The 18,894-nt window shown below is 64.3% G+C and carries 13 protein-coding genes and 2 tRNA genes; 5 read left to right on the top strand and 10 right to left on the bottom strand.

Going from position 1 to position 18,894, the window contains the following annotated elements:
• Positions 1-10: 10 nt before the first annotated feature.
• From iolC to OX459_RS02145, 5 genes are read left to right on the top strand one after another with little or no spacing between them, the layout of a single operon-like run.
• On the top strand, positions 11-1,957 hold the full coding sequence (iolC, locus tag OX459_RS02125) for a 5-dehydro-2-deoxygluconokinase (protein WP_289903588.1): 1,947 nt from the start codon (positions 11-13) through the stop codon (positions 1,955-1,957).
• Entirely contained in the window at positions 1,954-3,795 is a 1,842-nt protein-coding gene (gene iolD / locus OX459_RS02130) for a 3D-(3,5/4)-trihydroxycyclohexane-1,2-dione acylhydrolase (decyclizing) (RefSeq protein ID WP_289903589.1), read from the top strand. Before iolC ends, iolD begins: the two co-directional genes overlap by 4 nt.
• Positions 3,792-4,706, top strand: a complete 915-nt coding sequence (iolE, locus tag OX459_RS02135) for a myo-inosose-2 dehydratase (RefSeq protein WP_289903591.1) — start codon at positions 3,792-3,794, stop codon at positions 4,704-4,706. Before iolD ends, iolE begins: the two co-directional genes overlap by 4 nt.
• Positions 4,703-5,497, top strand: coding sequence for a 5-deoxy-glucuronate isomerase (gene iolB / locus OX459_RS02140; protein WP_289903592.1), 795 nt, complete (start codon positions 4,703-4,705; stop codon positions 5,495-5,497). Before iolE ends, iolB begins: the two co-directional genes overlap by 4 nt.
• 13 nt (positions 5,498-5,510) lie before the next feature.
• Positions 5,511-7,010: a CoA-acylating methylmalonate-semialdehyde dehydrogenase gene (locus tag OX459_RS02145; RefSeq protein WP_289903594.1), complete on the top strand. Its 1,500-nt coding sequence runs from the start codon at positions 5,511-5,513 to the stop codon at positions 7,008-7,010.
• Positions 7,011-7,040: 30 nt separating this feature from the next.
• On the opposite strand, the gene OX459_RS02150 is transcribed toward OX459_RS02145, so the two are convergent.
• The 10 genes from OX459_RS02150 to miaA all read right to left on the bottom strand — a co-directional run bounded on the left by OX459_RS02150 (position 7,041) and on the right by miaA (position 18,873).
• Positions 7,041-8,609, bottom strand: a complete 1,569-nt coding sequence (locus OX459_RS02150; protein WP_289903596.1) for a histidine-type phosphatase — start codon at positions 8,607-8,609, stop codon at positions 7,041-7,043.
• A gap of 91 nt (positions 8,610-8,700) precedes the next feature.
• Entirely contained in the window at positions 8,701-10,320 is a 1,620-nt protein-coding gene (locus OX459_RS02155; RefSeq protein ID WP_289903598.1) for a histidine-type phosphatase, read from the bottom strand.
• 79 nt (positions 10,321-10,399) lie between these two features.
• Positions 10,400-11,800, bottom strand: coding sequence for an acid phosphatase (gene acpA / locus OX459_RS02160; protein WP_289903600.1), 1,401 nt, complete (start codon positions 11,798-11,800; stop codon positions 10,400-10,402).
• A 232-nt stretch (positions 11,801-12,032) separates the two neighbouring features.
• Positions 12,033-13,019 (bottom strand): LacI family DNA-binding transcriptional regulator, encoded by a 987-nt coding sequence (locus tag OX459_RS02165; protein WP_354669647.1) that lies wholly within the window; start codon positions 13,017-13,019, stop codon positions 12,033-12,035.
• A gap of 182 nt (positions 13,020-13,201) precedes the next feature.
• Entirely contained in the window at positions 13,202-15,682 is a 2,481-nt protein-coding gene (locus OX459_RS02170) for a TonB-dependent receptor (protein WP_289903604.1), read from the bottom strand.
• A 78-nt stretch (positions 15,683-15,760) separates the two neighbouring features.
• The gene (locus OX459_RS02175; protein WP_289903606.1) at positions 15,761-16,765 is read right to left on the bottom strand and encodes a FecR domain-containing protein; all 1,005 of its coding nucleotides are present in this window, start codon (positions 16,763-16,765) and stop codon (positions 15,761-15,763) included.
• The gene (locus OX459_RS02180) at positions 16,762-17,289 is read right to left on the bottom strand and encodes a sigma-70 family RNA polymerase sigma factor (protein WP_289903607.1); all 528 of its coding nucleotides are present in this window, start codon (positions 17,287-17,289) and stop codon (positions 16,762-16,764) included. Before OX459_RS02180 ends, OX459_RS02175 begins: the two co-directional genes overlap by 4 nt.
• Positions 17,290-17,472: 183 nt before the next feature.
• Positions 17,473-17,549: transfer RNA gene (locus OX459_RS02185), tRNA-Met, on the bottom strand.
• A 59-nt stretch (positions 17,550-17,608) separates the two neighbouring features.
• Positions 17,609-17,685: transfer RNA gene (locus OX459_RS02190), tRNA-Met, on the bottom strand.
• A 240-nt stretch (positions 17,686-17,925) separates the two neighbouring features.
• The gene (gene miaA, locus OX459_RS02195) at positions 17,926-18,873 is read right to left on the bottom strand and encodes a tRNA (adenosine(37)-N6)-dimethylallyltransferase MiaA (RefSeq protein WP_289903608.1); all 948 of its coding nucleotides are present in this window, start codon (positions 18,871-18,873) and stop codon (positions 17,926-17,928) included.
• Positions 18,874-18,894 lie beyond the last annotated feature (21 nt).

Genomic DNA, 18,894 nt, shown 5'->3' on the forward strand with positions numbered 1-18,894 from the left:
AATGCATGTGATGAAGAATACGACTGAATTTGCCCAGGGACGCGCGCTGGACGTGATCTGCCTGGGCCGCCTGGCGGTGGATCTGTACGCGCAGCAGATCGGCAGCACCCTGGAAGACGCGACCAGTTTCGCCAAGTACCTGGGCGGCTCGTCGGCGAATATCGCCTTCGGCACGGCCCGTTTGGGTTTGAAGTCCGCCATGCTGTCGAAAGTGGGCGACGACCACATGGGGCGTTTCTTGAAGGATACGTTATCGAAAGAGGGTTGCGACGTCAGCCATGTCGGCATCGACCACGACCGTTTGACGGCGCTGGTGATGCTGGGCATCAAGGATAAAAACACGTTTCCCCTGATTTTCTACCGTGAAAACTGCGCCGACATGGCCATCGAGTCATCCGCCGTCGACGCCGCCTTTATCGCCTCCAGCAAGGCGCTGTTGATCACCGGCACGCACTTCTCCACGGCTGCCATGCACGCCGTCAGCACGCAGGCCCTGAAATTGGCGCGCGCCAACAACGTGCGCACCGTGCTCGACATCGATTACCGGCCCGTGCTGTGGGGTTTATCGGGCAAGGCGGACGGCGAAACGCGTTTCGTCTCGAACGACGGTGTGACGCGCCACCTGCAGGCGATCCTGCCGCAATTTGATTTGATCGTCGGCACGGAAGAGGAATTCATGATCGCCGGCGGTGGCGCCGACATCATGGCGTCCTTGCGCGCCGTGCGGGCCGTGAGCGGTGCCACGCTGGTCGTCAAGCGGGGGCCGCTGGGCTGCGCCGTCATCGACGCGGCCATTCCAGCCAGTCTCGATGTGGCTTTCAACTATCAGGGCGTGCGCGTCGAAGTGCTGAACGTGCTGGGCGCCGGGGACGCGTTTCTCTCGGGCTTTTTGAAAGGCTGGCTGCGCGGCGAGGATTACGAGGCGTGCTGCCGCTATGCAAATGGCTGCGGCGCCCTCGTCGTGTCGCGCCACGGTTGCGCGCCGGCCATGCCGTCGCCTGTGGAGCTCGATTATTTCCTCGCCAATGCGGCGAAACTGACGCAACCGGACCAGGACGCCACCTTGTCGCGCCTGCACCGCACGACGGTGGCGCGCTCGCAGTGGGACGAGCTGTGCGTGTTCGCGTTTGATCATCGCACGCAATTCTTTGAGCTGGCGCAACAGGGCGTTAGTGATGAAGCGCGGATTTCAACGCTGAAGCAACTGTTCGTGCAAGCCGTGGGCCAGACGGAAGCGGCGCGTGGCTTGCAGGGCGGCACGGGCGTGCTGATCGATGACCGTTATGGCGTCGATGCGCTCAACGATGCGACCGGGCGCGGCTGGTGGATCGGCCGTCCTGTCGAGATGCCGGGATCGAACCCGCTGCAATTCGACTGGGGCCGCTCGCTGGCGTCGCGCCTGACGCAGTGGCCCAAGGAACACGTGATCAAGTGCCTGGTGCAGTTGCACCCCGACGATACGCCGGAAAACCGCCTGGAACAGGAAGCGCAGATCAAGGGCTTGTACGACGCGGCGCAAATCACGGGCCATGAGTTGCTGCTGGAAATTATTCCTGCGAAGTCCTTGCCGCAGCACGACGATACCGTGTACCGCGCGGTGAAACGGCTGTACAACCTGGGCATTTACCCGGAATGGTGGAAGCTGGAAAGCATGTCGGCCCAGCAATGGCAAGCCATCGATGCCCTCGTGCACGAGCGCGATCCGTATTGCCGCGGCGTCGTCCTGCTGGGCTTGAACGCGCCGATTGCCGCCCTGGCCGCCAGTTTTGAGCAAGCCAGTGCCAGCACGACGTGCCGCGGCTTCATGGTGGGACGCACCATCTTCCAGGAGCCGAGCCGCCGCTGGCTGGCGGGCGAACTCGACGATGCGGGCCTGATCGCCGCAGTGCGTGCCAACTTCGAGCAGCTCATTGCCCTGTGGCAGCGCACGCGCAACCGCCTGGAGCGTGCCGCATGAAGACGACGATCCGCTTGACCATGGCGCAGGCTTTAGTCTGCTACCTGGCCGCCCTGCGCACGGAAGAGGGCGATGGTTCCTTGATCCCCCTGTTCGGTGGCGCCTTCGCCATCTTTGGCCACGGCAACGTGGCGGGCCTGGGCGAGGCGCTGTACCAGTACCGCGACAGCTTCCCCACGTACCGCGCCCACAACGAGCAGGCGATGGCACACTCTGCCATTGCCTATGCGAAAGCCCACATGCGCCGGCGCATGCTGGCCGTCACCAGTTCCATCGGCCCCGGCGCCACCAATTTGCTGACGGCCGCCGCGCTGGCCCACGTGAATCGCTTGCCGGTCTTGCTGTTGCCCGGCGACGTGTTCGTCTCGCGCGCGCCGGACCCCGTATTGCAGCAGCTGGAAGACGCCAGCGACGGCAGCGTGTCGGTGAATGATGCCTTTAAACCTTTATCGCGCTATTTCGACCGCATCGTGTATCCGGAGCAATTGCTGACGGCCTTGCCGCGCGCCATCGCCGCCTTGACGGACCCGGCCGCCTGCGGTCCCGTCACGTTATCTCTGCCGCAAGATGTGCAAACGATGGCGTATGACTATCCGGCCGATTTCTTTACTCCGCGCACCGTGCGTTTCCGCGCCGTGCCGCCCGTGGAGCAGGAACTGGAAGAGGCGGCCGCCTTGCTGAAACATGCGAAACAGCCGCTGATCGTGGCCGGCGGCGGCGTGCTGTACGGCAAGGCTGGCGCCGCCTTGCAGGCGTTTGCCGAGCGCCACGGCATCCCCGTGGCGGAAACCCAGGCCGGCAAGAGCGCCTTGCCGTGGGACCATCCGCTGCAGCTGGGCGCCATCGGCGTGACGGGTTCGCCTGCCGCGAACGCGCTGGCGGCGCAGGCGGACGTGGTGCTGGCTGTCGGCACGCGCTTGCAGGATTTCACGACGGGCTCGAATTCGTTGTTTGCGCAAGCGCAATTGGTCAGCCTGAACGTCAACGCTTTCGATGCGCTGAAACGCCGTGGCCTGGGCGTGCAGGCGGACGCGACACTTGGCTTGCAGGGCTTGTCGCGGTACTTGCCTAATTGGAACAGCGCGGGCCACTGGCTGGACCGCGCGCAGCAGGCGGGCCAAGCCTGGCGCGCGACGGTAGCCACGATTACGGGTCTGCGCGACGTGGCCGGCTTGCCGTATGACGGCGAAGTCATCGGCGCCGTGCAGCGCTCTTCACCGGATTCTACTGTGCGCGACATCGTCGTTTGCGCGGCGGGGACGCTGCCGGCCGAGTTGCACAAACTGTGGCGCACGAGTACACCCGGCGGCTACCACATGGAATACGGCTATTCGTGCATGGGCTATGAAATCGCCGGCGGCCTGGGCGTCAAGATGGCGAAACCGGATGCCGAGGTCATCGTCATGGTAGGCGACGGCAGTTATCTGATGATGAATTCGGAAATCGCCACCTCCGTCATGCTGGATAAAAAACTCATCATCGTCGTGCTCGACAACCGGGGTTACGGCTGCATCAACCGCCTGCAGCAGGCGTGCGGCAACGCGTCATTCAACAATATGTTGCCCGACAGCGCACCCGCCATCGACTTCGCCCTGCACGCCCGGTCGCTGGGCGCGCTGTCCGAACACGTGGCCAACATTGCCGAACTGGAACAGGCGATGCTGCGCGCCCGCGCCGCCAGCCGCACCTACTTGATCTGCATCAATACGGACGCTACGCGCACGACCGCGGAGGGCGGTTGCTGGTGGGAAGTGGCCGTACCCGAAGTCTCGACACAAGCCGGCGTGCAAGCGGCGCGCGCCCGTTATGAACTTGACCGCCAAGGACAACAAAAATGACTACATGGAATGTGACGATCGGCATCAACCCGATCTCGTGGATGAACGACGATTTACCCAGCCTGGGCGGCGAAACGCTGCTGGAAACAGCCCTCAAGGAAGGCGCCGAGATCGGCTACGTGGGTTTTGAGCTGGGCAACAAGTTTCCCAAGGATGCCCCCGCCCTGAACGCCGTGCTGGGCAAATATAATCTCGCCTGCGTGTCCGGCTGGTATTCGGGACGGCTGGCCCATCGCTCGGTCGAGGAGGAAATCGCCGCCGTAGCCTCGCATTTACGTCTGCTGGCCGACAGCGGCGCCACCGTCATGGTCTACGGCGAAGTGGCGGACGCCATCCAGGGCGAAGCCCGCCCGTTGTATAAACGTCCGCGCTTTCAGTCGCCGCAGCAATGGCAGGCGTACGCCGACAAATTGACGGCGTTTGCGAAACACTTGCTCGACCACGGCGTGCGCCTCGCCTACCACCACCACATGGGCGCCTACGTGGAAACCCCGGCCGACGTGGACCAGTTGATGGCCTTGACGGGGCCGCAAGTGGGTTTGCTGTTCGACACGGGCCACATCACCTTTGCCGGCGGCGACGCGCTGGCAGTCTTGAACAAGCACATCGATCGCATCTGCCACGTGCATTGCAAGGACGTGCGCCCCAACGTGGTGAAACTGGCGAGAAATGGCCACTGGAGTTTCCTGCAGGCCGTCATCAATGGCGCCTTCAGCGTGCCGGGCGACGGCAGCATCGACTTTCCTGCCATCCTCACGCGCCTGTATTTGCACGGCTACGAGGGCTGGCTGGTGGTGGAAGCGGAGCAAGATCCGGCCGTGGCCCCCAGTTATCAGTATGCCAAGATGGGCCACGATTACCTGGCACGCCTGGTCGACGCGATTCCGCGATTGAAACGGGAGGCGGCATGAGCCCGCTGCTGGTCAAGGCTAGGGCCGGTTCGGCCATCGTCGAAGTGACGCCAGAGTCGGCCGGCTGGACGCACGTGGGCTTCGCCGCGCACCGTCTGGCGGCAGGCGAACAGCTGACGTTGGAGACGGGTAGCCGCGAACTGTGCCTCGTCGTGCTGACGGGCACGGTGACGGTGCAGGCGGGCGGGCAGACCTGGGAAGCCATCGGCAATCGCCAGAGCGTGTTTGAAGATGTCTCGCCCTACGCCGTGTATGTGCCGCTGGAAACCACGGTCGGCATCACGGCCGTGAGCGCCGCGGAAGTGGCGCTGTGCAGCGCACCGGCCACGACCCATCGCCCGGCGCGCCTGATCGACCCGCAGTCGATGATGCGTTCCGTGCGCGGCAAGGGGGCGAACACGCGCTATGTGTGCGACATCTTGCCGCAGACGGCCGAGGCCGATGGCTTGCTGGTGGTCGAGGTGGTCACGCCGTCCGGCCATTCGTCCAGCTATCCGCCGCACAAGCACGATAGCGACAATATCCCGCTGGAAAGTTCGTTGGAAGAAACGTACTACCACCGCCTCAATCCCGAGCAGGGCTTTGCGTACCAACGCGTCTACACGGACGACCGCAGCATCGACGAAGCCATGGCCGTGGAAAACCACGACGTGGTGATGGTGCCCAGGGGTTACCACCCCGTCACCGTGCCGTATGGCTACGATGGCTATTACCTGAATGTGATGGCCGGCCCGAAACGCGTGTGGCACTTTAAAAACGACCCGGCCCATGACTGGCTGATGACGAAATAACAAGGACAAGACAATGACTACCCCGATGATCGGCCACTTTATTGGTGGCAACCCCATGGCGTCGCGCTCCGAGCGCACCAGCGACGTCTTCAACCCCGCCACGGGCGCCGTCACGGCGAAAGTATCGCTGGCGACGCCTTCCGAGCTGAATGCGGCCGTGGCCGCCGCCCATGCGGCCTTTCCTGCCTGGTCGCAAACCTCGCCCCTGCGTCGCGCCCGCGTCATGTTCAAGTTCAAGGAATTGCTGGAAGAACATGCGGATCAATTGGCGGCCCTGATCACGGCTGAGCACGGCAAGGTGTTCACGGATGCGAAAGGGGAAGTGACGCGCGGCATCGAAGTGGTGGAATTTGCCTGCGGCATCCCGCAAATGATGAAGGGAGAATATTCGGAGCAAGTGGCCGGCGGCATCGACGCCTGGTCGATCCGCCAGGCATTGGGCGTCTGCGTCGGCATCACGCCGTTCAATTTCCCCGTGATGGTGCCGATGTGGATGTTCCCGATGGCGATTGCCTGCGGCAATACCTTCGTCTTGAAACCGTCCGAGCGCGACCCGTCGGCGAGCCTGCTGCTGGCGCAGCTGTTGACGGACGCCGGTTTGCCGGACGGCGTCTTCAACGTGGTACAGGGAGATAAAGAAGCCGTGGACGGCTTGCTGCACCACCCGGACGTGCGCGCCGTCAGTTTCGTCGGTTCCACGCCGATTGCCGAGTACATCTACGCCACCGGCTGCGCGCAGGGCAAGCGCGTGCAAGCGCTGGGCGGCGCAAAAAACCACATGGTCGTCATGCCGGACGCCGACATTCCCCAGACGGTCGACGCCCTGATGGGCGCCGCGTTTGGTTCGGCGGGCGAGCGCTGCATGGCCATTTCCGTCGTCGTGGCGGTGGGCAATGTCGCGGACCAGCTGGTGGAAGCCTTGGTGCCGCGCATCGCGGCCCTGAAGATTACGCAAGGCATGGATTTACAGGCGGAAATGGGCCCGGTGGTCACGCAAGTGCACAAGGACAAAATAGCTGGCTATATCGCCACGGGCGTCAAGGAAGGCGCCAAGCTGGTCAGTGACGGGCGCGGCTTCGTCTTGCCCTGCCACGAAAAGGGCTTTTTCCTCGGTGGCAGCCTGTTCGACCATGTGACGCCGGAGATGACGATCTATAAAGAGGAAATCTTCGGCCCCGTACTGTGCATCGTGCGCGTGCCCGATTTTACGACCGCGCTGGACCTCGTCAACGCGCACGAATACGGCAACGGCACGGCGATTTATACGCGCGACGGCAATACGGCGCGCGAATACACGCACCGGGTGCAGGTGGGCATGGTGGGCGTGAACGTGCCGATTCCCGTGCCGATGGCCTTCCACAGCTTCGGCGGCTGGAAGCGCAGCCTGTTCGGCGACCACCACGCGCATGGCCCGGAATCCGTGCGCTTCTACACGAAACAGAAGGCCGTCACGCAGCGCTGGCCGGCCTCGACGGCGGCGGGAGCGGAGTTTGCCATGCCGACCTTGAAGTAAGGTGCGATGGCGGCGCGCAGCATCAGCGCGTCAGCGCGCCGCCACGTGGCCGTAGCAGGTTTTCAGTTTTGCATAGTCGTAGAAGACGCTGCCCGGCGCGATGCGGGCGCCGTCGCAACTGGCCTGGAAGTCCGTTTCCTTTTCGTTGTACAGCAGGCGCACGATCAGCTGGCCTGTGTCGTTGCGGTACACATCCCATTGCATGTTGGCCGCCAGCGGCGAGACGTTCTGGCCGCGCCATGGATTGTTGGCATAGCTGTAGGGCGTCGATGCCGGCAGCGGCGCCAGCGCCTGTTGCAAGCCCATGGCCGAAGCGAGCGGAATGATCATCTCGGCGTGCGTGAAGCGCAGCTTGGCCGCGTGGCGCAAATCTCCCCTGGCCAGCGCATCGACTTCCTTGAAAAAATCGTCGCGCAGGGCCAGCGCGAAGCGCCAGGTCACGCCGCTGCTTTCCGTGGTGGCCGGCCCTTTCTGGTAAAAATCCTCGTGGTCGGCGATATAAGCATAGTAGCGCGCATCCTCGGCGGGCATGTAGCGGCTGAAATCGGCCGGCATTTCATGGCGCATGCCGGCGGCGATCGCGTACAGCTCATACAGTTTCGTGGCGGCCGCATTCAGGCTGCGGATGATGGTCTTTCCGCTGCCCGTCATGGTGCGCGTGAGCTGGCCGTCCGCGCTGGTGAAAGTGTAGCTGCCCGTATCCGCAAAACTGGCGGCGCCGCGCTCAAGCTGGTCGAGGAAGGCGGGTGCAAACAGCCGTTCGAGCACGTGGCGCGCATGCGCGGCCGCTTCCGGTTTTCTGGCCGGGGCATCCATCAGGGCGTGCAGCTGCTTGGTTCTTTCATAGTACTGGTAGGCCTGGCTGGCGGCATAGGTGGCGTAATGCGGGTTGGCGCGATCGGCGACAAAATCCGTCTGCGGCGCCAGCTTGTGCGCATACAGCAGGAAGCGGTTAACACCATCGGACTGCGCCACTGCCTTGCGTCCCTGCGGATACTGCGCCGGCGCGGGCGGCAGGTATAGCAAGGGCGCCAGCGCGGGCGCGTGCTCCAGCAGCGACTGCGTAAAAAAGCGTGCACTGTCGCGCGCGCGGTCCACTCCGGAATGGATGGTGACGAGCTGGCGCGGCGCCGTCGCGGCGTCTTGGCCCACTTGCGCGAACAGGGTGGGCAGGCGCGCCAGTATGCGCACGGCCAGTTGCCGGTGTTCCTCGATGCCCGTCTGCGACAGATTGCCGTAGCCGGGCCGCTCGATGCCGGCCACACCGTAACCGAGCAAGGCGTTCGCCTGCATCAGGGCCAGGATGTCGGGACCCAGTTCGCGCCCCAAGGGCGTGAGCGCATCCTGCGCGGCGGCCTGCCGCCACATCGCATACAGGGCTGCGTCGCTCTTCATGCCGGTCAATCCGCGAGCACCGTGGCGCGCCACCAGTTGTGTGTAGATGGGCTGGAAACCGGCCGGTGGCGCGGCATAGGTGGCCGGGTCCTGCTGCGGCGCATACGGCGCCTTGGTCTGGTAATGGCCTTCCGCGGCCTGGGCGGGAGCGGCGCAGATGGTGAGGGCCAGCAGCATGCTGGGCAAGGGGAGCGGTGGGGGCATGGCTATCCGTAGGTGACGTGATTGGTTCTTATGTGCAAGCCTAGCAGCAAACGTCCAACAGGCGGGCACGGCTGCCCGCCTGCATTCGTACTTACTGCGCCACGTGGCCGTAGCAGGTCTTCAGCTTCGCATACACATAGAAATGGCTGCCGGCGGCAAAGCGGGCGCCATCGCAGGCGGCCTGGAAGTCCGTTTCCTTTTCGTTGTACAGCATTTTCACGAGCACATTGCCGCCGGCGTCGCGGTACACATCCCACTGCATGTTGGCCGCCATCGGCGCCACGTACAGGCCGCGCCAGCTGCTGTTGTCATAGCTGTAGGTCTGCGCCGTCGGCAGCGCGCCGACGACGTTCTTCAGGCCCATGGCAGTGGCCAGCGGAATGATGGCTTCCGCATGCGTGAAGCGCAGTTTGGCGCCGTGCGACAGGTCGCCGCGCGCGATGGCGTCCACTTCCGTGAAAAAGTCGTCGCGCAGCGCGCGCACGTAGTTCCAGGTGATGCCGGCGCTTTCCGTGGTACCGGGGCCCTTGTTGTAAAAATCCTGGTAATCCTGCACGAATGCCTGGTACTTGGCCGCGTCCGACGGCATGTATTGCACGAAATCGGCTTTCACTTCGTTCGTCATGCCGGCCATGATGGCGTACAGGTTGTACAGCACCGAGGCGGCATCTGCCAGGCCCTTGATGGTGGTGCCACCGTCGCCCGTGACGGTGTTGGTGAACTTGCCGTCGTCGCTGGTAAAACTGTAGGTACCCGTGTTGGCGAAGCGGTAAGTGCCGTTGTCGATCTTGTCGACGAAGGCCTTGGTGAACAAGCGTTCCAGTACTTCGCGGCCCAGGGTACGCGCCGTGGCATCCGTGTCGATGGCCGTGTATTTGGCCAGGAAGCCGGGGCTTTCCAGGTAGGCCTGATAGGCCTGGCTATCCTGGTAAGTCTGGTAATGGCGGTCGAGGGTGTCGGTGACCAGATCCGTCTTCGGCACCAGCTTGTGCGCATACAGCAGGAAGCGGTTGGTGCCATCGGGCTGCGCCACGGGCTTGCCGGCCGGATAGCCGGTCGGGGCGGGCGGCAGGGTAATCAGCGGCGCGACGTTTGGTGCCGTGGCGGCCAGCGACTGCGCAAAGTACGCGGCGCTGTCCTTGGCGCGGTCCACGCCGGAGCTGATGGTGACGATCTGGCGCGGTGCGCTGGCGGCATTGCTACCCAGTTGCGTGAACAGGGCAGGCAGGCGCGCCAGCATGCGCACGGCCAACTGCTTGTGTTCATTGATGCCCGTCTGCGACAGGTTGCCGTAGCCTGGCGCCCTGATGCCGTCCACGCCGTAGCCGAGCAGCGCGTTGGCCTTCATCAGTTTCAGGATGTCGGCGCCCAGCTTTTGCCCCAGGGGCGTGAGCGCATCGTCGGCTGCAGCCCGTTGCCAGACGTTGTAGAAGGCGGCGTCATATTTCATGCTCGACAGGCCGCGCGAACCGTGGCGGGCCACCAGTTCGGTGAACACGGGCGCGTAGCCGGCAGGTGCCGCTTCATACGTGGCCGCATCCTGCTGCGGCGTGTAGGGCGTCTTGGTCTGGTAGTAGGTGGCGGGGGCGGCCGGCGTCACGGGCGGCGTTACCGGGGGCGTGACGGGGACAGGCGGTGTATCGTCGCCGCCGCCACAGGCGGCCAGGGAAAGCATCAGGAGGGACAGGGGGAGATGGCGTGCGCGCAGCATGGTGTTTCCTTCAGGTGTGGTTAGCCCAGGCGCGCCGTGCAGATGGCGCACCCAGGACAGACAGGCAGGGGAATGGGTATTACAGCTTGAGGGCTTTGGCCAGGCTGTTGGCGCGCGCATCGCGCTCGCTCAAGGGCGCCAGGCCATGGCGTTCCTCGATGAACTTCAGGATCGACACGGTTTCATACTCGGTATGGTCGATATGCCCGCCTTCGCTGAAGGGCGAGATGACCAGTGCGGGGATGCGCGTGGCCGGGCCGAAGCGGTCGCCTTTCGGTGGCGCCACGTGGTCCCAGAAACCGCCGTTTTCATCGGTGGTGACGATGATGACGGTGTCCTTCCATTGCGGGCCTTCCATGATGGCGCTGATGATGGCCACGCCTTCGTCGTCGCCGGCCGCCACGCTCGATTTATCCATCCCCGGATGCATGTTCTTCTTGCCCATGGGTTTGTAGAACGAGACGGGCGGCAGCTTGCCTGCCTGGACGTCGGCGAGCATGTCGGAGCGGTCCTTCAGGTGCGTGGCGCGCTGCTGCGGGCTGTCGATGAAGCGCTTGAAGTAGGTGAACGGCTGGTGGTGATACGAGAAATCGTCGGCCTTCTTGCCTGACTTGGTCGAGGCGACGGCGATGTCGTAGCCGTCCGCATAATAGACCCAGGAGATGCCCTTGTCCGTCAGGCGGTCGCCGATGGTGGGCATGGTTTGCGGCGGCAGGAACGTCTGTTTTTTTGTCGGATCGAACAGCAGCGGGCCCTGCATGGTGTTGACGGCGTAGCCGTCCTGCGTCACTTCCGCTTCCTCGCCCTTCTTGTGGCCCGTGCCGCGCTCATCCTGGGAGACGATGGACTTGGGCGCGTTCGGGAACACGGGCGTGCAGGCGCAGGTCAGCCACATGTGGTTGAGGAAGGAGCCGCCGTAGGCGGACTGGAAGAAGCGGTCGGCCAAGGTGTAGCGCTGTGCCAGCGCCCATAGTTTGAGCTTGCTGCCGTCGAAATAGCCCATGGGCAGGGCGCCCGTATTGCCCTCGACGACGAAGCGGTCATTCTTGCCGTCGTTGATCTGGCGCTTGTGCGTCCAGAACGCGTGCACGGGACTGGCCGTCTTGTCGCCAAGCGAGACGCTCGGCTCCATGCGGAAGGGCGCGTTGGCGATGTCGGCCTTGAAGCGCTGGTCCAGGCCGCCCTTGTCGAGTGCCACGGCGGGCAGCATGGCATAGGGCTTGCCATCGGGGCCGGTCTGCGTGGTGGTGTCGGGCGAGTGGCCATTGGCGATGCCGTCGGCACCGGGGAAGGTGCCGAACAGGTGGTCGAAGCTGCGGTTTTCCATGTACACGACAACGATCTGACCGATCTTCGCCAGCTTCGGATCGGCGGCGACTGCTGCGGCCATATTGCGCTGCGTGCCGACTTGGGTGGTGCAGGCTGCCAGACCGATGGCCCCGGCGCCGAACAGGGCGATTCTTAGAACGTGGTTCAACATAACAGTCTCCTTGACGCGCCTCCGTGGACGGGGCGCTTTTTTTAGTGGTGTGGCCAGAACTGGCTTGTTTGAAGAAATTGCACACGTGTGCAGCACGCGTGTGCAAACAGTAACCCGGATTTTTTTTGATGTCAACAAGTACAGGCGGGGGACGAAAAAGTGTGGAAAACGGGGAACGGCGGGCGGTGGCGGGCGGGCAGACGGCGTTGCGCCATCTGCCGCATCGAATGATTTAGCGCGTCGTGCCGCGCCGCACCAGGGTGACGGGCACTTCCTTCAATCGGCCCGGCATGGCAAATTTTTCCATGCGCTCGACCAGGCTCTTGACGGCGCGGCGCGCCAGTTCGCCCGCGTCCTGGCGGATGGTGGTCAGCTGGTAGGCATCCAGCGCGGCCATGGGAATGTCGTCGAAGCCGATCACCTGCAGTTGCGCGGGCACGTCGATGCCATACTTGCTGCGCGCCGCGTCGATGAAGCCGCAGGCGATCAGGTCGGTGGCGCAAAAGACGCCGTCAGGCAGCTTGCCCGAGGCGAGCAGGGCGTCGGCCGCTTCCTGGCCCGCCTGGTAGCCGATGGCGTCGGCCAGGTATTCGCCGGCCGTGCAGCGCTTCTTCGCCAAGGCCGGCGCCAGGTGGTCGAGGAAGGCCTGGCCGCGCGCGATGCCGCTGAAACTGCTGGCGCGCGTGTTGATGAAGGCCAGCCGTTTGGCGCCGCTGTCGAGCAGGGTGCTGGCCGCCAGTTCGCCGCCGTGGCGGTTGTCACTGTTGACCACGTCCACGCCTTTCAGGTCGCGCGCGCGGTTGATCATGGCCACTGGCACTTGCCGCTGCAGGTATTCCGTGGCGACGGCGGACGGCGGCGAGCCGGACGTCATGATGACGCCGGAAATCTTGTAGCTGAGGAGGATGCGCAGCAATTCGCTGAGGCGCTCGGGGTCTTCCGCATTCATCAGCAGCGGCACCAGCGCATGTTCGCTCAGGCTGCGCGTGACTTCGCCCAGCAGGGCCACGCGGAACGGGTCCGTGAAGCCCGTGATGACGACGCCTACCAGGTTGCTTTGTCCCTGGTTCATGCTGCGCGCCAGGATGTTGACCTGGTAGCCCAGCGATTGTGCGGCTTCCATCACGCGGGCCCGCGTTTCGGGCGCCACGCTGGCGCCGGGCGTGAACGTGCGCGAGACGGCGGAGCGGGAGACGCCGGCCCGTTTGGCGACGTCCACCGAAGTGACCCAAGACTTGTCTTTTTGTTCCATTGACGGTGTAGATGAATGAGAGGCCGATGCACGATGCGGTGCGGCGCAATGCCGCGCCATCATCTTAGCCGAAAATCCCGGCCGCGGCGCGAACTGAATGCCAGTTCCGCGCCATGGCCAGCGTGCCGGCCCTCAGCCTCTCGATCGCCTTACCACTTCGGCGTGTACTTCAGGGTGAACTGCACGTTGCGCGGGTCGCCATAGTAGTTATTCGACCCGGTGGTATTGTAGGCCGGGATGATGTAGCTCTTGTCGAAGACGTTGTTGACATTGAGCGACAGGGCCACTTGCGGCGTGGCTTGCCAGGCCATGCGTGCATTCCAGATCGAGACGCCGGCAACCTTGAAGGTGCTATTGGTATCGAGCGTATGGCTTTGCGTGTTGACGCCGGCGCCCACGCTGAATTTGTCCCAGGCGCCGGGCAGCGTGTAGCTGGACCACACGCGCAGCATGTGCTTGGGCGTCCAGGTGGAAAAGACCTTGCCCTGGTTGTCCGGGTCGTTCAGATAGGTCGTCGTCGTATAGGCGTAGCCGGCCGACAGCTGCAAGCCGCGCGCCACTTCGCCCGACACTTCCGCTTCCAGGCCCTGGCTTCGCACCTTGCCCGAGGCGCGCGAGCAGTACTCGTTATCGCACACCATGCCCGCGTCATAGTCGAACACGGCACGGTTCTTGTGGTCGTAGCGGAACACGGCCAGCGAGGTGTTGAGCTTGCCATCCATCAGCTCACCCTTGATGCCCGCCTCGTAGTTGGTGCCCGTGATGGGCTTGAGGACCTTGTCTTGCGCATCGCGGATACTTTGCGGCGTGAAGATGTCGGCATAGCTGGCGTAGGCCGACCATTGCGGATCGAGCGCGTAGATCAGTGCCGCCGATGGCGTGAACTTGGCGGTGGCGTTGAGTTGCTCTTCAGGACCTTCGGGTGTCGCATACACGAAGTCGTACCAGCTGAAGCGTCCACCCAGCACGGCTTTCAGCTTGCGGGTCAGCTGGCCGTTCCAGCTGCCATACAGGCCTTTCTGGCGTATTTCGTAGGTGCTGACGGGACGCACGCCCTTCGGGCGCGCGGCGATGCTGTCGAGGTCTTGCCATGGGCGGTTGTGCCTGATGTTGAAGACGTCCGCACCAGATTCCCAGGCGCGGGCGTAGACGTCGTCCGACGCCATCGTGACATAGCTGGCGCCCACGAGGACTTCCTGCGCGATGCCCAGGCCGTCGAATTTGCCGCGCACGTAGGTATCGATGCCGCGCTTGCGGTTGTCGAAATCCATGCCAAAGTCGGCATAGCTCGCGCCGCTGCCGTCGGGATTGATGGGCAAGGCCACGCGCTGGTGCACGGAGCCGGTGTTTTCCTTTATGTTCACGGCGGATGCCTTCAGGCTCCACTGGCTGTTGAAATGGTGTTCCAGATCGAGATACACGTTGGTTTGTTTGGCTTCGCTGCGGTTCCAGTCTGCGCCCGTGAAGGTGGAGCGGGGCAGGTTCAGCGCGCTGCCGTCCGCGTAGCGGGGCAGACCGATGAAGGTCGGGCGGCCATGGTCGTTGACGTTGCTGATGGCCAGGCCCAGGGTGGTGGCCGGTCCCAGGTCGTAGTCGAGCGCCGCGTACAGGGTACGGTTCTGGCTCCACACCTGGTCGACGAAGGAATGGGTATCGTCTTCATCGACGATGGCGCGTCCGCGCAGGCTGCCGTCCGCATTCAGGGGCATGCTGACGTCGAGCTGGGCGCCGTAATGGTCCCACGAGCCGGCGCGCGCCGTCATGCTGACACTGCGCGCGGCGGTCGGGCGCTTGCGCACCAGGCTGACGGAGCCGCCGGGACTGCCCGTGCCGACCAGCATGCCCGAGGCGCCGCGCAGTACTTCCAGGCGGTCGTAGATGACCATGTTTTCCTGGCCCCAGTTGCCCAGCGCATAGGTGTTGCGGTCGATGGGCACGCCATCGTATTGCCATTGATCGATCTGGAAGCCGCGCGCCGTGATCACCACGCCCGGTCCCACGCCATGCACGCCCACTACGCCGGTGACGTTGTTGACGGCTTCGCGCAAGTCCGTGATGCCCTGGTCGTCCAGGCGCTGGCGCGTCAGCACGCTCACGGATTGGGGGATGTCCTTCATCGATTGCTCGCCCTTGCCGATGGTGAGCTTGCGCGCCGTGTAGGAGCCGCTGCCTTCCGTGATGGCGCCTTGCTCGGCCTGGCCAACGATGGTAATCGAGGGCATGGTGCGTTCGGCCGCTGAAGCAGCGCCGATCGCCGCCGTGGGCGGGGACGCCGGCGCGGCCACCAGCACATAGCCGGTCGGCGTCTTGCCGATGGCGTAGCCGCTGCCGCGCAGCAGGACGGCGAAACCGTCATCGATGGCGTAGCTGCCTTGCAAGCCTGCACTGGTCAAGCCCTGCACCCGGGATGCATCGATGACGATGGACACGCCCGCCTGCTGCGCATAGCGGTTCAGGGCGCTGGCCAGCGGGCCGGCGGGGATGGCGTAGCTGGCGACAGCCGGGGCAGCCTGGGCGACTGCCTGGGCGTGCAGGCCGGCGCTTGCCAGCAGCATGGCCGCCAGGGCGAGCGGACGCAGGCGCGTGCGCAGGGTGTTCGGGGAGGAAACGGCAACGACTTGAGCGTACATGGTGACAGCCTTTTTTGAATGATCTCAGCTGCCTTGACGCACGAGATGCGCAAAGTGGAACCGCGAACGCACAATTTCTTACTTATTTTTTGCGGAGCCGCTGGCGGGGACATCGACCATCACCAGGTAGCGCGTCAGCATGCGGATGCGCAGTTGCGGGAAATTGTCGATCAACAGCTGCAGCGCCTTGTCGGTGTCGTCCAGCGGCAGCACGGCGGCCACGCGGATGCCGGCGATCTGCGCGCGGTCGTAATGCAGCTGGCCGGGACGGTGGCGCGCCAGCTCGTCGAGCACCTCGGCCAGCGGCAGGTCGTCGACCACCAACTGGTGCGCGCGCCACGCTTCCTGCACGCTGGCCGCATCGATGGCCGTGATCGGCCCCACTCCATCGTCCGTGATGCGCGTGCGTTGGCCCGCCTGCACCACGACGGCCGGATGTTGCGGCACTTGCGCCAGCACTTTGGACTCCAGCATGCTCAAGATGGTGGCGCCGTCTTCCCTGCGCACGCTGAAACGCGTGCCCAGGGCGCGGATCGCCGCCTGTCGGCTGTCGACGATGAAGGGGCGCTGCGCATCCTTGGCCACGTCGACGAGAATGTCGCCCTGCACCAGTTCCACATGCCGTTCGCCCGCATTGAAGTGCACGTTGACGGCGCTGTTGCCGGCCAGGGTGATCCGGCTGCCATCGGCCAGGGTGTGCGTGGACCATTGTCCCGTGGGGCTGCGCAGGTCGGCCAGCAGGTAGGCGGGGCGTTCGTTGAAGGCCAGCGCCCCGGTCAGCGTCAGCACGGCCACGGCGCTGGCCGCGGCCAGCTGGCGCAGACGCTGGCGGGGCTTGGGTGCGATGGCGGCCAGGGCGGCGCGCGCGGGGCGATGGTCGCCGCCGGCCGGCTCGCGCACGGCGTTCAATTGACGCAGCAGGTTTTCCATGCCAGCGGCCGCCGTCGCGTGCAGCGGATCGGCGGCCTTCCATGCTGCGAAACCGGCCTGCGCGGAGTCTCGCTCGGCCGGGTCGTCGGCGCTCAGGCGCACGATCCACCGTGCGGCCTGTTCGGCGGCGATATCCGTGCGGGGGCTATTCATGCCGCCAGGGCCGGGCAGGCGTGGCGGCAGGCCAGCAAGGCTTGCACCAGGTATTTTTGCACCATGCGCGTGGAGACGTTCAGTTGTGCGGCGACGGCGGCCTGCGGCTGCTCTTCCAGGTAGTGCAGCAAAAAGGCATCGCGCGCCTTGGCGGACAAGGCGGCCAGCGCCGTGGCGATCTGCTCGAGCGCCTGCACGGCCATCAGGACTTCATCCGGCGAGGGTGCGCCGGGCAGGCTGTCGGCCAGCAGGGCCAGTTCCGCCAGGTAGCTGCGCTCGAGTATCTGGCGGCGTGCGCGGTCGAGCAGCAAGCGCTTTGCCGTCGTCGACAGGTAGGCGCGCGGCTCGCGCATGCCGAACAGCGCGTCGCGCGAGGCGATGATGCGCACAAATGTATCTTGCGCCACGTCGGCCGCACCATGCGGGCAACTGAGTTTTTTGCGCAGCCAGCCGACCAGCCAGCCGTGATGCTCGCTGTAGAGCGACTGCACTTGCTGTTGCAGGCTGGGCTGGATAGAGGACATGGGCGATGAATAATATAAATGAGAATTATTCTCATTGTAAGCGCCAGCGGCGGATTGCCACAATCCCCGATTGCATGTGGATGGGGCTGGTGTTGCGTACAGGCTGCACGCGAGGCGGCGCCGGAAATGAAAAAACCCGCCGCTGCACGGGGCAGGGGCGGGTTGTTCAATACTGCAAATTCTTGGTGGTGATAGGTGGACTTGAACCACCGACCCCAGCATTATGAATGCTGTGCTCTAACCAACTGAGCTATATCACCAAACAGACCGGTCAAACCGGATGCTCGTTTTGACCAGGGGAAACCTGATCGATGTTCTTTGGTGGTGATAGGTGGACTTGAACCACCGACCCCAGCATTATGAATGCTGTGCTCTAACCAACTGAGCTATATCACCCAACAGCCGAGCATTATCCAGTCTTCCCTTTTTCTTGTCAATGCCAGCGCAAAAAAATGTGCGTTTTTTTCACGCGCCGGCGCTGGCGTGATTATTTTTGTAACACCGTCAGCAAAGGCTGGATTTGCGCCAGCATGGCCGCGGCCGGATCGGGGCCCAGGCAATCGATGACGATGCGTTCCGGCATGGAGCGCAGCCTAAGTCGCGCCTAGCGCTTGGTCAGTTGTTGTGTGGCGACGCTTATGTCAGCAAAGGGACGATTTGCGCCAGCATGGCGCTGGCCGGATCAGCGCCCAGGCAATCGATGACGGTACGTTCCGGCATCGAGCGCAGCCACGTCAGCTGGCGCTTGGCCAGCTGACGCGTGGCGATGATGCCCGTCTCGCGCAAGGCGGCGCGGTCGATGCGGCCGTCCAGGTAATCCCAGGCCTGGCGGTAGCCCACGCAGCGCATCGAGGGCAAGCCCGGATGCAGGTCGCCGCGGCGGCGCAGCTGCTCCACTTCATCGAGCAAGGCGTCGTTTTTCAGCATGAGGTCGAAGCGCGTGGCGATGCGCGCGTGCAGCACGGCGCGGTCCGACGGTTCCAGCGCGAACGATTGCAATTGAAATGGCAGCACGGTTTTTTCGCGCCGGTCCAGCAGGGCCGACATGGGCTGGCCGGACAGGGCGATGATTTCCAGCGCGCGGCCGATGCGCTGCGCGTCCTGCGGCGCCAGGCGCGCGGCTGTGACCGGGTCTTGCTGCGCCAGGCGCGCATGCATGGCGGGCCAGCCGATGGCGGCCGCGTCCTCTTCCAGCTGGGCGCGCAAGGCAGGATCGGCGCCGGGCAAGTCGTCGAGGCCATCGGCCAGGCCCTTGAAGTACAACATGGTGCCGCCGACGAGCAGCGGCAGCTTGCCGCGCGCGGAGATTTCCGTCACCAGGCGCAGGGTATCGTTGCGGAACTGCGCCACCGAATACGCGTCGAGCGGGTCGATGATGTCGATCAAATGATGCGGTACCTGGGCCAGTTCTTCCTTCGACGGCTTGGCCGTGCCGATATCCATGCCCCGGTAGACGAGGGCGGAATCGACCGAGATGATCTCGGACGGGATGGCTTGCGCGATGGCCAGCGCACTGGCCGTCTTGCCGCTGGCCGTGGGGCCCATGATGGCGACGGCCAGGGGGAGGTGTGGGGTGTTTTGCATGTTAGTTTTGTATGATGTGGT

Origin of the sequence: Janthinobacterium sp. SUN026 (assembly GCF_030397625.1) — a bacterium.
Taxonomy (GTDB): domain Bacteria; phylum Pseudomonadota; class Gammaproteobacteria; order Burkholderiales; family Burkholderiaceae_D; genus Janthinobacterium; species Janthinobacterium kumbetense.